This is a genomic window from Lactobacillus johnsonii ATCC 33200 (genome assembly GCF_000159355.1).
In the GTDB taxonomy this organism is placed as follows: Bacteria; Bacillota; Bacilli; order Lactobacillales; family Lactobacillaceae; genus Lactobacillus; species Lactobacillus johnsonii.
The window spans coordinates 107,677-123,045 of the sequence record NZ_GG670122.1 but is presented as its reverse complement, the minus strand read 5'-3'; the positions used below and the strand labels follow the sequence as shown (position 1 = coordinate 123,045).

General features: G+C 33.5%; 14 protein-coding genes. 5 read left to right on the top strand and 9 right to left on the bottom strand.

Features of this window, described 5'->3' with window-relative positions; all coding sequences use genetic code 11:
• Positions 1-45 precede the first annotated feature (45 nt).
• The 3 genes from HMPREF0528_RS08295 to coaA all read right to left on the bottom strand — a co-directional run bounded on the left by HMPREF0528_RS08295 (position 46) and on the right by coaA (position 2,822).
• Positions 46-960 carry a DMT family transporter gene (locus tag HMPREF0528_RS08295; RefSeq protein ID WP_004896593.1) on the bottom strand — a complete coding sequence of 305 codons (915 nt, stop codon included), beginning with the start codon at positions 958-960 and terminating at the stop codon, positions 46-48.
• 425 nt (positions 961-1,385) lie between these two features.
• A complete protein-coding gene (gene efp / locus HMPREF0528_RS08290; RefSeq protein WP_004896592.1) occupies positions 1,386-1,958 on the bottom strand; it encodes an elongation factor P in 573 nt (190 codons plus the stop codon).
• 12 nt (positions 1,959-1,970) lie between these two features.
• Positions 1,971-2,822: a type I pantothenate kinase gene (gene coaA, locus HMPREF0528_RS08285; RefSeq protein ID WP_004896591.1), complete on the bottom strand. Its 852-nt coding sequence runs from the start codon at positions 2,820-2,822 to the stop codon at positions 1,971-1,973.
• 89 nt (positions 2,823-2,911) lie between these two features.
• Between coaA and HMPREF0528_RS08280 the strand changes: the two genes are divergently transcribed.
• The gene (locus HMPREF0528_RS08280; RefSeq protein ID WP_004896590.1) at positions 2,912-3,484 is read left to right on the top strand and encodes an SGNH/GDSL hydrolase family protein; all 573 of its coding nucleotides are present in this window, start codon (positions 2,912-2,914) and stop codon (positions 3,482-3,484) included.
• A gap of 36 nt (positions 3,485-3,520) precedes the next feature.
• On the opposite strand, the gene HMPREF0528_RS08275 is transcribed toward HMPREF0528_RS08280, so the two are convergent.
• Positions 3,521-4,846, bottom strand: a complete 1,326-nt coding sequence (locus HMPREF0528_RS08275; RefSeq protein WP_004896589.1) for a PTS sugar transporter subunit IIC — start codon at positions 4,844-4,846, stop codon at positions 3,521-3,523.
• 38 nt (positions 4,847-4,884) lie between these two features.
• On the bottom strand, positions 4,885-5,541 hold the full coding sequence (locus HMPREF0528_RS08270) for an AAA family ATPase (RefSeq protein WP_004896588.1): 657 nt from the start codon (positions 5,539-5,541) through the stop codon (positions 4,885-4,887).
• Between the two features lie 34 nt (positions 5,542-5,575).
• On the opposite strand from HMPREF0528_RS08270, the gene HMPREF0528_RS08265 reads away from it, so the two are divergent.
• The gene (locus HMPREF0528_RS08265; protein ID WP_004896587.1) at positions 5,576-6,259 is read left to right on the top strand and encodes a MurR/RpiR family transcriptional regulator; all 684 of its coding nucleotides are present in this window, start codon (positions 5,576-5,578) and stop codon (positions 6,257-6,259) included.
• 151 nt (positions 6,260-6,410) lie between these two features.
• On the opposite strand, the gene HMPREF0528_RS08260 is transcribed toward HMPREF0528_RS08265, so the two are convergent.
• Both HMPREF0528_RS08260 and helD read right to left on the bottom strand, forming a co-directional pair.
• Positions 6,411-7,133 (bottom strand): C39 family peptidase, encoded by a 723-nt coding sequence (locus HMPREF0528_RS08260; RefSeq protein WP_004896586.1) that lies wholly within the window; start codon positions 7,131-7,133, stop codon positions 6,411-6,413.
• A 152-nt stretch (positions 7,134-7,285) separates the two neighbouring features.
• Positions 7,286-9,604 (bottom strand): RNA polymerase recycling motor HelD, encoded by a 2,319-nt coding sequence (gene helD, locus HMPREF0528_RS08255; RefSeq protein WP_004896585.1) that lies wholly within the window; start codon positions 9,602-9,604, stop codon positions 7,286-7,288.
• 144 nt (positions 9,605-9,748) lie between these two features.
• On the opposite strand from helD, the gene HMPREF0528_RS08250 reads away from it, so the two are divergent.
• Positions 9,749-10,393: a matrixin family metalloprotease gene (locus HMPREF0528_RS08250; RefSeq protein ID WP_034525403.1), complete on the top strand. Its 645-nt coding sequence runs from the start codon at positions 9,749-9,751 to the stop codon at positions 10,391-10,393.
• Here HMPREF0528_RS08250 and HMPREF0528_RS08245 read toward each other — a convergent pair.
• Positions 10,368-10,598: a hypothetical protein gene (locus HMPREF0528_RS08245; protein ID WP_004896583.1), complete on the bottom strand. Its 231-nt coding sequence runs from the start codon at positions 10,596-10,598 to the stop codon at positions 10,368-10,370. The genes HMPREF0528_RS08250 and HMPREF0528_RS08245 overlap by 26 nt on opposite strands.
• A 197-nt stretch (positions 10,599-10,795) precedes the next feature.
• Here HMPREF0528_RS08245 and HMPREF0528_RS08240 point away from each other — a divergent pair, with 197 nt between their 5' ends.
• A complete protein-coding gene (locus tag HMPREF0528_RS08240; RefSeq protein WP_004896582.1) occupies positions 10,796-13,480 on the top strand; it encodes a cation-translocating P-type ATPase in 2,685 nt (894 codons plus the stop codon).
• Positions 13,481-13,710: 230 nt separating this feature from the next.
• On the opposite strand, the gene HMPREF0528_RS08235 is transcribed toward HMPREF0528_RS08240, so the two are convergent.
• A complete protein-coding gene (locus tag HMPREF0528_RS08235) occupies positions 13,711-14,529 on the bottom strand; it encodes a MurR/RpiR family transcriptional regulator (protein WP_004896581.1) in 819 nt (272 codons plus the stop codon).
• A gap of 128 nt (positions 14,530-14,657) precedes the next feature.
• Here HMPREF0528_RS08235 and HMPREF0528_RS08230 point away from each other — a divergent pair, with 128 nt between their 5' ends.
• On the top strand, positions 14,658-15,350 hold the full coding sequence (locus tag HMPREF0528_RS08230; RefSeq protein WP_004896580.1) for an N-acetylmannosamine-6-phosphate 2-epimerase: 693 nt from the start codon (positions 14,658-14,660) through the stop codon (positions 15,348-15,350).
• Positions 15,351-15,369: the final 19 nt, after the last annotated feature.

Below are 15,369 nucleotides of genomic sequence, written 5' to 3'. Positions count from 1 at the left end.
AAAATAAAGATGAGCAAATAAAAAAACTGATATATTTTTTATTAATTAAGATTTCTTTTTAATATTTCTTTTAGGAGTAAAATTTAAAGCCAATACTGAACCAATTACTAAGAAGGTTCCTAGCCAATCCATCCCCGACATTACTAAACCAAAAACTAAAACTGAACCAACTGTAGCTGATAATGGTTCAAATGCATCTAGTAAACTTACAGTCGATGGTTTTACGTAGCGTAGAGCGTTAGCCATAATTTGAAATGGAATAATCGTTCCAATAATAATTATTGCACTTACGTCCAGCCATACTCTAGGTGTATTGGGAATTGATGGAAACTGCGGATATACAAGCATCAGTCCAATTCCCGCCAATAGCATTCCCCATCCCGTTACAACCAAACTTGATACTCTTTTAACAAGTTTAACCGGGATTAAAGTATAACTTGCTTCTCCTAATGCCGATAGCAACCCAAAAAATAGAGCCAGTGGAGTAATTGCTAATTGATTAAAATTTCCATGAGTTGATAATAAGAATACGCCAATAAAAGCTAGGATAGCAGCTAATACATCCAATTTTCTTAATACTTGTTGATGAGTGACAGCCAAATATGTCAGGACAAAAAATGGTCCAATAAATTGTAAAATCGTTGCAATTGATGCGTTTGCCATCTCAATTGCAATAAAGTAAAAGACTTGTACTGGTAACAAGCCAAAAATTCCATAAGCAATAATATGAATAGTATTTTTCTTATCTTTTAAAACTGAAAATGGCTTTTGGTGTAAGACTGTCGCAATAATTAATAAAACAATCCCAGAGATAATTAATCGGATTTGTGTTAACCAAATCGGTGTAATCTTACTACTCACTTTAAATAGAGATTCTGCAAATAATCCAGATATTCCCCACATTACTGCTGCTAAAGCAGCTAGGACTGTCCATAACCTACCTTTTGACTGTTTATCCATCCAACTTTTCCTCACAAATTAAAATTGATCTAAATCATCATAACATACTTCCTTTGTTACTTATTTCTCGCTTCATAAAAAAATACTGCCCGAAAAATCGAGCAGTATTTTTTTGTTTTCCATTTTATGAATTTTTTCTTGATAATTATTTCTGGATAATATTATTTGCCACAAATTAAGTAAGCCTTTTTACCACACAATATAGAACCTCATTTACTGATAGTCAATAATTAAGTAGCTTATCTTATTTAATAGTTGATGCCTTATGTTTCATAGCTAATAAAGCTCTATACTTTTCCAGTCAGATAATTACAAAAGCTAAAAACAGCCCTTATTTTTATAAGGACTGTCTAAAATCGAGTGAGACAAATTCAGTAAAATTTTTATATAGAAAAAGGAACTGCTTTTACACAGTTCCTTCTCTACTATCTAGTAATACTATCTGCACGGCCTTTATAATCACCGTTTTCAGTTCCAATAATTAATTCTTCGCCTTCCTTAATGAAATCTGGTACAGTTACAACTAAACCAGTATCCATTGTTGCAGGCTTACCACCACCAGCAGCAGTTGCACCCTTGATTTCTGGTTGAGTCTCTTTAACTGTCATCTTTACAGTGGATGGTAAGTTAATTCCGATTAATTTACCTTCATCAGTAAACTTAAGGTCTACTTCAATATTTGGCATTAAGAATTTAGCTTCTGAAGCTAAATGTTCTTTAGGAATTAAATATTGTTCATAAGTATCTGTATCCATAAAAATAAAGTTAGTGTCATCATCGTAAAGATATTGTGCCTTTTTCAAGGAGACATTAACTAAGTCTACTTTTTCACTTGGACGCATTGTTTTATGTACAACTGCACCACTTATAACATCACGCAAATCCATTTGCATAACTGTATTACCCTTACCAGGTTTGTGGTGATTACTCTTTAATACTTCAATCAACTTACCATCTTGGTTAAAAATCATACCTTTTTTTAATTCAATTGCTTGCATTAACAAGTACCTCTAAAATTTCTTAATATACATATCACTAATTTCATGATTACCATACTTTTTAATAATCATGTCTGCTCGTTTTTTAGTTGGTTCAATATACTCGTGTAAGTTCTTCAAATTAACATCTCGCCAAACTTTTTTGGCAAAAATATCTGCTTGTTCACGTGGTACATGAGCCCATTGATAAAAATAATTGTCTGGATTATTGCGATTAATTTCTAACATTAAATGATAGCGATCAAGATACCATCTTTCTAGGTCCTCTTCACTAGCATCTAGATAAATCACATAATCTAAGAAATCACTTGGCGGTGCTTGGCCGTTAGGAGGAACTTCTAGTAAATTTATTCCTTCTACTACTAAGATATCCGGCTGTTCAACTGATCCAACTTCATTAGGAACTAAATCAGAAATTTCCTGTGAGTATAGTCGATATGGTACTCTTTCTTTACCAGCTTTAACACTTGACAGAAAAGTAGAAAAGGCATCCCAATTAAATGATACTGGGAAGCCCTTTTGATCCATTAAGTTTTTAGCTTTAAGTTCTGCATTAGACATTAAAAAGCCGTCAGTAGAAACTTGAGCAATCTTTTTATCCGGTTCAAGGCGTTCAAATAACCGCGTTATTTTCTTGGCAAAGGTGGACTTACCAACAGCAACAGATCCCGTCACTCCAATTATAAAAGGAATCTTTTGCCACTGTTCTTTATAAAATGTTTGTTGAGTATGGTAAACAGCATTTTTTTGACTCATGATATATTGAAGATTCTTCATCATGAAAATTTCTGCACTAAATTCATCACTTGGAGGAATTAATGCCTGCCACTTATCAGGTGTCAAGTGTAAAAATTGCTCTTGCATAAAAAGCCCGCCTTCCTTCTGCCTTGTTCCTAGTATTTTTACATTGTTCAGCCTATCATATATATTGAGAGAAAGAAAAGAAGATATCTATGAAAAAATTAATTCTTTTTGGTGATTCCCTACTTGCAGGGTATATTGATGGACACGCAACTAATATTGTAACTCAAGGACTGCAAGAAAAATTACCTAATTTTACAATTATTAATAATTCTGTACCTGGAAGTACAACTGAGGAGGCAATTGACTTTTATGATTTAAGGATTAAACCTTTCAATTACGACTTGGTTATACTTGCCTTAGGTACTAATGACGCAAACATGCAATTTGGCTTAAGCGCTGGACGCTATGCACATAACTTGCAAGTTCTAGTAGATTTAATTGGTGTCGACAAAACAATTTTAATGGGACCTTCCTATACTAATTGGAAAATCGCCAAAGATCAAGCATGGCCAAAAACATTACAATTTGAATTAGTAGCTGAGCAATGTCATATCGAAAATAATATTCCATTCTTAAACTTTGCAAAAGTAATGCGTGAGACAGGTCATCCAAATGATTTACTTCAGAAGGACGGTATCCATTTAAATCAAGAAGGTAATAAATTACTAATTGAAAAGCTTGCTGAATTAGTCAAAGAGAAAGAAACAGCTGCTATATCATAAAAAAGCGTCCCAATAACGGGATGCTTTTTTACTAATTTATTCAGCTATATTTTCTTGCTTTCTTAATTCATTTTGTTCAGCCACCTTAAAGAAAGGTAAATAGATAAATATACCTATAATGATTAAGATAATTTCAAAAATAATATTTCTCCAGTCCATTGAACTCATATATGCTTGGAAGAAAAATGGAGTAAATGAAGGATCGACAATGTATCCCATACCAATCCAATGAAGACTTTCAGCTATATATGTCAAAATAATATTAACAATCGGAGCAATTAAAAATGGAATTCCTAAAATAGGATTAAAACAAATTGGTGTTCCAAAAATTATAGGTTCATTGATACTACAAATTCCTGGAATAATAGATAGCTTACCTAAAGCTCGATATTTTTCTACCTTACTTCTCATCATCAAAATTACTAAAGCAAGTGAGTTTCCTGATCCACCTAAAACAGCAATTCTAAACATTTGTAAATTCATCAGATGAGTAGGTGCTAATCCTTTTGCCACTAATGCTGCATTGGCACCAGTTGCCGCAATACCAGTTGCAAACACAATTGGAAAGATAACGTTACTGCCGTTAACCCCAATTAACCACAGTAGATTTCCTAAAGTTACTATCAAAATATAGCCCCACAAACTATTAGCTAAAAAAGTTGCTGGCGTTAAACATTTCATAATAAAAGTTGTGAAATCCGCATGTGTTACACTAACTAAAATTAAATTAGCTCCATAAAAGATAAAGATGTTAGCTACCAAAGGAATCAGAGAATTAATGAAATTAGCAACCATTGGAGGAATTGAATCTGGTAATTTTATCTTTAATTTGCTTTTTTCAATGCCACGATTAATTTCAACAGCTAATAGTCCAATAATAATTGCTACAAATAACCCATTTGTTCCTAAATTATTGAGACTAATTTTATTATTTTTATCAACAGTAGTTGCTACCATTAAGAAGGTAACTAATGAAATCATTCCATCAGTTGCAGGGTGAAGACGTCGATACGCTTTGCTTAATTCATAGGCAATTCCAAACGCACAAATCATCCCAAACACACCCATAGTCATATTATATGGAATAGTTATTTGCGCATAATGTGCCATTGCCCAATATTTCCAACCTGCAAGCCACTGCATAAAAATATTAGCGGTTCTTGGATCATACCGATCAAGTACAATCGGAGGATTGGCAACAATTAAGAAGAATGAACCAATTACCAAAAATGGCAATCCGAAAAGCATCCCATTTGAAATAGCCTGTAGATGCTTTTCATTTCCAAGTTTTTGTCCAATAGGCGTTAAAACTTTATTCAATCTAGTAATCAGTGAATCTTTTTTAGCAGTAGTTTCAGCCATGAGAGAGTACCTATTTCCTTACTAAAGATAAATACAACTTAAATTTGATATGGATTAAACTTAAAAGCATTGGGAATAACTTTACTATCATCCCAATTTTCACGAATTTTATGGTATTCGTCCCAATAATCATTATCAACTTTTAATTGAGGTGTAACTTTAGAATCAACCTCTAGGAAATGCATACTCCCTCTTCCCATTTTTTGACCACGAGTAGTATGTTTATCTAATGCATAATCTGGAATTTCAGGAACATAACCTAGAGCAAAATTCTTAATAATGATATTCTTAAGTAAATCAGACGAACGATCTTTAGTTGATTCACATAAGTAACGAATTGCGTGTACAAACATCATTGCACGATCCGGCTCATTGTAACTAAAGTTTTGTCTCATTTGATTCAGATTATTAATTAGAATTGGTGCTTGTGGATTTCCCATTCCAATATCTTCAACTGAAATAGCTTGAAGTCTACGCCATAATTTTTCTTCCATTTGAGGTGAAGAAATATACATCTCATAAGCAAACTCACAAGCAGCCCGTTCTTTTCCTTTTCTGATTGATTTTTGTAGTGCAGAGATAACCTCATCGGCTGCTAATCCATTTCTAGTTCTGGTTCTAGCCCATGGATCTGCTAAAAATTCTTTATCTCTATTTTGTGGTACTTTATTTTTCTTAACATCTTTTTCTGACATCGTGAGTCCTTCTTTCAATCTATAGGAGAAAGCAATGAATATTCAAACTATTAGTGAAAAGTTTCAACTAAATACTGATGAACAAAAAATATTAATTTATATGAATCAACACCGTAACGAAATTAAAAACATCAATATTCGTGAACTGGCCAAAAGAACTTTTACTTCTCCTAGCTTTATCGTTAAGACCTGTAAAAAGATGAAGCTTTCAGGATATTCTGAATTGGTCTTTCTAATAGCAGATGCACCAAATTTCCCTAATAATACTGAAAACGACTTAAAAGTAGAGTCATACGTAAAGCCTTTTTCCAACTTAATGGATAAGCATAGAGACTCAATGATTATGATATTGGGTAGTGGATACTCTCAAAATATTGCTAATTATATGAGCGAATATCTCAATTTGAATGGCTTTCGTTGCACATCAAATTCACATCTTGAAATGCTTAGAAAACACAAAAACACTCTAGTAATTATTATCAGCAATTCTGGGGAAACAAAGCGTCTTGCTGAACTTTGCACACAAGCCGACGAAAATAATTGTGATATTTTATCTTTCACTGGAGATAAAAATTCAACAATTGCAAAACACTCAACTCTTGCAATAAGTTCAGATACTTTTAATCCCACATCTTTTGATAGCCATTATCCTCAGCTTTTTTTTGGTCTAACACTCATCTATTTTGAATTATTAATGAGTAACTTTTTGTCTAATTAGGTACCTTCTTAAGACAATTCTTATACTACATGTCATTATTAATAATTTGAATATATTAGTCAGTTTTGAAAACATGTTTCTATTTTGAAAAACATTTTTATGCAAGCATCATAAAAAAGCATCCCAATAACGGGATGCTTTTTTTACTGCGCTATTCAATATAAAGTGCTTGTTTACCTTGCTGGTTATAGCTTGCCTCTATCTTCTTTAAGCTTACCTTTTTATTTTTAACGCCATAAGGATCATTTACATACACAATCCCCTTTTTCTTGTTGTAACCTGTAATCACACAAGCATGAGATGACGGCGTCACATGAACTTTTCCTTGCTTGGTAGACCAGGTCTGCATATCATTTACCCAATCAAACTTCAAAGTTGTAATGATTACTACGGGATGCCCTTTAGAAACCAACTTCAATACCTGAACGAAATCATTGCCTGTATAATTGCGAATTCGCTTTGTGTATTTTCTAGCCACATTATATAGGGGTTCATTATACACACACCAGCCTGCATTCTTGATACTCATGTAACCAACAAATCCAACGTGTGGATTTCCTCGATAATTATTGCCAACAAAAGACGATACATGCTTGATATTCGATGACAACTCTAATTTACTTACATTAATATCATAGTATTTCAACAGCATCGCAAGTGAGGTAACCTCACAACCATTTGGTAAGTCTGGTAATTGGTTTACTAAGGGAACATTTAACTTCTGTTCTGGCTTTAAAGTAAGCCAATCATATTCATTTTGAAATCTTTTAAAATTAAATCCTAAGGCAATTACCCCAGCAGTAATTAAAAATATAACTGTATGCAGAATTCTTCTTCTACGCCGATATTTTCTAGCTCTATTTAATCTTTTCATGCTAAGTATTTTAACTATTATGTATTAAGTCTGTCAAAATGCATAAGAATTAAATAGAATTAACTTTCAATCCCTATCTGCTTACTTTAATAATAAAAAATCCCTCTAAATCAAGGTTCTAATGATACCAAGATCCAAGAGGGATTTTATTTTTACTTATTTACGTAAGTTTTTTCATCTAAATTATCAAACAAAGGACTCTTCTCACCTGTATAAATTAAGTTTAATTTATACATTGCACGTGAAGCAATAGTGTAAAGCAATTGAGTTTCATCTAATTGATGATAGTTTTCTTTTGAAACGCCCCAAGCAACTACTGCATCAAATTCTAGTCCTTTAGCAAGATAGGATGCCATTACTAAAGTACCAGGCACTAAACGCTGGTTTGCCGACCCAATCAAAGTTGCCTTAATATTTCTTTCTTTTAATACTTTAGCAACTTCTTGAGCTTCAGCCAATGTCTTAGTAATAATTGCTGTTGTTAGCTTTTGTTCATCGTTTTCTACTAATATATCTTGCAAGGCACTGTATTCTTTTTCAATACTATCACGCTTGTAAAAGGCTGGCTTTGGACCACGTCTATCAAAAGCTTCAATCTTTTCACCTTGACGCAAGATTTGCTTAGTGAAGTTAGTTATTTCCTTAGTTGAACGGTACGACTTCGTTAATTGAACAACATCGGTCTTCTCGGGATCAAATAATTTAGAGATTTGACTCAAAAGGGTTTTACTTTCATCTTTAGTAAAAATAGCTTGATTCAAGTCACCTAACATCGTGAACTTAGCTCTAGGGAAATTGTACTTAAGGTACGCTAATTGGAATGGAGTGTAATCCTGAATTTCATCAATAAAGGCATAGCGCATTTCATAATCTGTTCTACGTCCGGTTACTAGATCATATAGGTAAAGGTATGGAGAAATATCAGCCATCTTGATTTTTCCAGCCTTAAATCGCTCTTTAACATTTTCAATATGAGCATCCCATTCTTCTTGGGTAATATCCCATTTACTTAAGTCAATTATCTTAGGAACGGCACGCAAAAAACGTAAGTATTGTGCACGAATATTTAAAAAGCGATTCTGACGAATCTTGCGACTAACTTGCTTTAATTGATTAATTACAATCTTACGAGCTAAAAAGTGTTCTTCTTTTGCGCTAGATTCAAATTCTTGATCTGGACGATCATACAGCTTATTTAATTGTTCTTGATCCAAAGATTCAATAGTTTTATCAACCCATGGCTTCTTAGTTTCAGGTTCAATTCTTCGGTTTAAGCTATTAATCAAAGCTTCTTTTGTAGCTTCAATTCTATTTCTCAGATGGTAGTTTTCGTTAAAGCCATAGTAAATTTCCTTGATCTTTTCTTTATCAAAAAATGGTTTTTCTTTACTCTTAAAGTAAATGTTCTTAAAAATCAAACCATTCTTTTCAAGATGTTTAGCATAGCGAGTTACTGCATTAAAGAATTGCAATGAATTCTTCAAGTTAACAATCTTATCGTTTTGCTCATTATCTTCGAATTGTTCAAATAAGTTTTCAACATTCATTCCGGGAACACGGCGTGAAACAAACTGCCAGTAAGTCATTTGAACCATATTCTGTTCTCCCATTTCCGGAAGAACATTTTTAACATAATCATTAAATAATTGATTTGGGCTGAACATAATAACATCGCTAGAAGTCAAATTACCACGATAGCGATATAGTAAGTAGGCCACACGCTGCATAATGGCAGAAGTCTTCCCCGAACCAGCAGCTCCTTGAACAAATAAAAGATCAGCACTAGTATTTCTAATAATTTTATTTTGCTCACGTTGAATGGTAGTAACAATTGACTTCATCTGTGTAGATGATTTTTCATTCAAGACATTTAAGAGCATTTGATCCCCAATGGATTCATTGGTATCAAACATATTAGTAATCTTGCCATCTTTAATTAAAAATTGACGCTTCTTAGTCATATCAACAGTTTGCACACCATCTGGTGCATTATATGATACTTTTCCTAATTTTCCATCATAGTAAATAGATGATATTGGGGCACGCCAATCATAGATTAAAAAATGATCTTCCTTATCTGCAAAAGACCCTAATCCAATATAAATAGTTTCTGGTTCTTCATTAGGTTCTTGAAAATCAACTCTTGCAAAATATGGCTTCTTTTCTAAACGCTGCAAAGTTGATAATTGCTTAGCTGAATGTTGCCAAGCATTTTGTCGTTCCGCTAACATTTGTTGTTGCTGGTGAATAGAAAGTGCAGTATCCATTGAAGTGGAGTAGCCATCATAATCTAATTTCACATCATCAAAAAAATGTGAGTTGATATTTTGAGCTTCATTTTGTGCATGTTCGATTGAATGATCAAGCTCTTTTTCTTTCTTTTTAATTAAACCAAGAACATCATCTAAATGCTTTTGTTCTTTTTGTTGTTCAGTTTCTTTTACCAAAATTATGTCACCTATTTCTAGCATTAGTAAAAACGTTGCATATTATTTTATCATATGTATACGCTTTCTAAAAGAATTTATAATTTTCAGAAAGTCTCAACTGTTATTTAGTATTTTCTTAAATAATTAGTTTTATAATTAAATAAAATTACATTGCGAGATGAGAAAGTGAAACGATTTTTTAAAACAATTCTAGTTCTAGCCCTCCTTTTTGTAGGGCTTGAGTTCGCCTATCAAAAAGCAGCTCCAAAAATTGAAAAAACATTTGGAACTAGAAATCCCCTCCCCTATCTAACTGCAAAAGTACAGCAATTTATTTCACCTGAAAAAATCCAAAATGATGACAAAAATGCAGACAGTTCTAAAGGACATACTTTTGACTCTAATACAGCCACTGTCTACATAGATCTTTCTGATCCAACTCTAAAACAAGCTGCCCTTGATGGAATTAACGTTTGGAACAATACAGATGCCTTTAATTTTAAAATCACAAATGATAGAAATAATGCCAAAATCATTATTAAGTCAATGAATGATGGTGAAACGAATGCGGCTGGATTAACTGATACTCAATACAACTCTTTAACTGGACACTTACTTAAGGCCACGGTTCGCTTAAATTCATATTATCTTTTAAATCCAAGCTACGGCTACAATAATGGCCGGATTGTGAATACAGTTGAACATGAATTAGGCCATGCAATAGGATTAGGACATAAAGATAGGATTTCAGTTATGTATCCACAAGGATCTTTTTATACAATTCAACCAAGTGACGTCCAAGATGTTAAAAAACTATATCAAGAACAATAATAGCGACTCTGCTGAGAGTCGCTATTATTTTGTATTTTTTTTTTAATTGACTTTGCTTTTTAAAATATGGAATCCAAAATGTTATCACATAACCAACTGCAATTCCAACAAAAGTCCAAACCATAATATTTTTGACGAATAAGCCAATAAACAGACCAATTAAGCCAAAAATTCCAATAATAACTGATTGATCAAGTTGCTTCATGTTCCTTCCCTCATTTCTCTCTTAACTATAGCAAAATTATATTAGTATAAGCATATTTTTATACTTAAATCGCCAATTATTTTATACTATATTTTATGAACATAATCAGCTTTAAATCTATAAATATAAGAATTTATTAAAGCTATACAAATTGAAATTGTATATTTTTAACATAAGAAAGGAATGGTATATCCTTTATGGATAGTCAGAAACAACCTCCCGCGTATTCTCAAACAAAAGACGAATTATTTTCAAATCTAGAAACAAGCTCAGCTGGTTTAAGCGAGCCAGAAGTTGACAGGCGTTTAAAAAAATATGGGCATAATGTTCTAAATAAAAAGTCTCCTAAGTCAATTTTAAATATGCTCAAAGAGCAAATCTTTGATCCAATGATTTTAATTTTATTAGGGGCAGCTACTTTTTCTGCTCTTTTAAATGAATGGGTAGAAGCTGGTGTAATTTTCTTCATTGTGATAATCAACTCTATTATTGGTATTATCCAAGAAAAGAAAGCCCAAGCTTCTCTTGCCGCTCTAAAAACAATGAGTGCTCCAACTGCAACAGTAATTAGAAATGGATCTGAAGAAATTGTTTCAGCTAGTGAATTAGTAGTCGGCGACCTAGTTATTTTAACCAACGGTGATATGGTGCCGGCGGATCTACGCCTAACTCAATCCAATAACTTGAAAATTACTGAAGCTTCTTTAACCGGGGAGTCAATTGCCAGTGAAAAGAATGCAGCTGCTGTTCTTTCTCCTGATTGTCCCTTAGGCGATAGAAAAAATATGGCCTACACTTCTTCAATTGTTACTTATGGTCGAGGAAGTGGAATTGTAACTAAAACTGGGATGAATACAGAAATTGGTCAAATTGCTGGAATGCTAGAAGACGATGATACTAGTGATACTCCACTGAAGCGGAAACTTAACGCTGTGGGCAAAATTTTAACAATTATTGGTTTAATCATTTGTGTTTTAATTTTTGCCATCGGTGCTTTTTATGGACGTCCTCTTCTACCACAATTTTTAGTAGCAATTTCTTTAGCTATTTCAATCATTCCAGAAGGACTTCCAGCAACTGCAACCATCATTATGGCACTTGGAGTACAGCGAATGGCTAAGGAACATGCCTTAATCAAAAATCTACCCGCAGTTGAAACACTTGGAAACGCAACAGTTATTTGTTCTGACAAAACAGGAACTCTAACGTTAAACAAAATGACAGTAACTCATTTAGCTAACGGAGATGATTTTCTTAACAAAAAGATCTTAAAAGCTCAAAAAGCAGTTAAAAACAATAATGCTTATAAAGACTTAATGTATGCTGCTAGTCTTTGTAATGATGCTTCTCTTAGTCCTGCTAGTCCAGAAGAAATTATTGGTGACCCTACAGAAGGGGCCTTAATTCCACTAGCACAAGATTTTGGATACTCTGTCTCCAGCTTAAGAAAAGAATATCCAAGACTTGGCGAGTATCCTTTTGACTCAATTAGAAAACGTATGTCTACAATTCATGAAATAAACAATGAATATGTTGCCTACATTAAAGGAGCACTGGACGAACTACTACCACTCTGTGACTCCATTGCTACAAGCAATGGAGTGCAGAAATTAACTAAGACCGATAAAGAAAACATTTTAGCCTTATCACATAAGATGTCTGACCAAGCCCTGAGAGTTTTAGGTTTTGCCAGCCGAACCATTTTGAATTTACCGCAAGAAAATGAAAACATTGAACAACATTTAGTTTTCTTAGGAGCTGTTGGGATGATTGACCCAGCTAGAGATGAAGTTAAAGCATCAATCAAAATGGCTCGCGAAGCAGGCATTAAAACTATTATGATTACTGGTGACCATAAAAATACTGCGGTTGCTATTGCTAAAAATTTAGGCATTTATGCTAATGGAAATACTGTTATTTCTGGTACTGAATTAAACGAGATGACAGATAGCGAATTAGATCAAGCAGTTAAGTCAACCACAGTTTTTGCTCGTGTTTCACCTAATGATAAGTTAAGAATTATTCAAAGCCTAAAGCGAAATGAAGAAGTGGTAGCTATGACAGGTGACGGAGTTAATGACTCTCCCGCTTTAAAAGCAGCTAATATCGGAGTCGCGATGGGAATTAGTGGTACTGACGTTGCTAAAGATGTCTCAGACATGATTTTACTTAACGATAGTTTTACAACTATTACTGCCGCCATTAAAGAGGGACGAAAGGTTTACCGCAATATTCAGAAAGTAATTCAATTTTTACTAGTCGGTAATATTGCAGAAATTACTACTTTATTTATTGCTACCCTCTTTAATTGGGACGCACCACTACTTGCTGTTCATATTCTTTGGGTCAATTTAGCTACCGCCAGCTTACCGGCTCTAGCTTTAGGAGTAGACCCCGCAAGTAAAAATATTATGAAGCATAAACCAGTGAAGACTGGAACCTTATTTGAAAGAGATCTAGTCTGGCGTGTTATCAGCCAAGGAATCTTTGTTGCCTTAATGACACTATTAGCTTATTGGATTGGAGACACTTTTGATAATCCGATTGCTGGTCAAACAATGGCCTTTTGTGTTCTAGCTTTATCTCAAATGCTCCGCGCATTTAATCAACATTCTAATACTGATCCGATTTGGATTAGAGGAAATAAAGTTAATATTTGGTTAATCGTATCCTTTATCGTTTCAGCAATTTTGATGGGAGTTATTCTATTTACTCCTAACTTACAATCTCTCTTTCATTTGACTAACCTGACATCAAGACAATGGCTAGTAGTCATCATTCTTTCTCTATTCTCAATCTTACAAGTTGAATTAATGAAGCTAATCAAGCGATCTGTTAAAGCTCGTCAACAAAGCCGAGCACTAGAATCAGTCACCGATTAACAACATTATATTAATAGAATTTTAGCAAGCATATTTTTAAACTTAATATTAAATACCCTGTATAATAAAAATATAAATTTAACACTTACATAAGCATAAAGGCACAATTAACTTTATGCTTTCTACTTTTCTGTAATTAAATAACTAACACATTTTAAATATAAAAACAGCCAAATTACTCTATCTTGAGTAGTTTGGCTATTTTTATTGTCAGAATTTAACTTTTTATGCTAAATAGATTTTTTCATAACTGCTGCAAGTGCCTGCTCCTTAATTTTATCTACATCAACTTTATTAAGCTTTTCATATTCTCGCGCTAAAACATCGCATAAATATAATTGTGATACCTGACCAGCTACGGTACCAATATTCATAAATTCACTAACGGACGTCTGCAAACTTACATCCCCTAATTGAGCAATTGGTGACGTAAGATCGTTAGTAATAGCAATAATTTTAGCGCCGTATTCTTTAGCAACTTTGAGTGAATCATAAGTGTCTTTAGTATGACCAGAGAGTGATAAGCCAACTACTAGGTCATCTTTACTTAATAAGGTCGCAACTTGAACTTGAATATGCGGATCAGACTCCGCATTGGCAATCAAACCAATTCTAAGCCAGGTTCTTTCATAGTCTCTAGCTGATTCACCTGAGTGTCCTAAACCAAAAATATGAATTCGGCGCGCTTTAGCTAATAAACTAACTGCTTGTTTTAAAACAGAAGGATTGATCAATTCTTCTGTTTTTTCAATTGAAGAAATTAAAACTTTACTACTTAACTCTGAAGATGTTTGAGCTTCTTCATGACTTTTTGAGGTAGTCATCATTGAATCTTGTGCTAAAGCTATTTTTAGATCCGAGAAACCTGAATAGCCTAATTTTTTACAAAGTCTAACAATTGTGGCATCTCCAGTATTAGTTGCAGTCCCTAGCGACTTAATCGTGTCATAAATCACATGTTCAGTATGAGTCGCAATATAGTTAGCCAATTTATTTTCTGACTTAGTTAGCTTGTCTTTATTTTGATTGTATCGCTGTATAAATTCCATTGTCTCACATCCTGATTACAACTATATCATGCTTTTATAAGAAAACGCTTGCATAAAAACAAAATTCATTATATTATTTATTTAGGAGGAAAACTCCAAAATGATATTTATTTGGAGTATATTTACAAATGAACAAAGAAGAATTTATTAACAAGATCCATGGTGGCTTAATTATTTCATGTCAAGCTTTGCCAGGCGAACCACTCTATACAGAAGAAGGCGGAATTATGCCCCTAATGGCTAAAGCGGCCCAAGAAGCAGGCGCAACAGGCTTAAGAGCAAATTCCGTTAGAGACATTAAACAAATTAAAAAAATTGTTGATCTTCCAATGATTGGAATTATCAAACGGGACTATCCACCAGAAAAGCCCTATATTACTCCAACTATGAAAGAAGTAGATGAATTAGTTGAAACTGGCGTAGAAGTAATTGCAATTGATGCAACTTTGCGTCCAAGACATGATGGTAAGACAGTAAATGAATTCATTAAAGAAATAAAAACTAAGTATCCAAATCAACTTTTAATGGCTGACACTTCAAATTTTGAGGAAGCAAAAAATGCTTATGAGGCAGGCGTTGATTTTGTTGGTACTACTCTTTCTGGCTACACTGAAGAAAGTCCTAAAACTGATCACCCAGACTTTGATTTAATTAAAGCTCTAGTTGATGCAGGTCTTCCAGTAATTGCCGAAGGGAAAATCCATACTCCAGAACAATTAAAGCAAGTTATTGACATCAACCCAGCAGGAATTGTAGTCGGAGGCGCAATCACTCGCCCATTACAAATTGCTAAAACTTTTACTTCAGTTTTCGAAAATTAACCGAGCGTAACGAAATGAG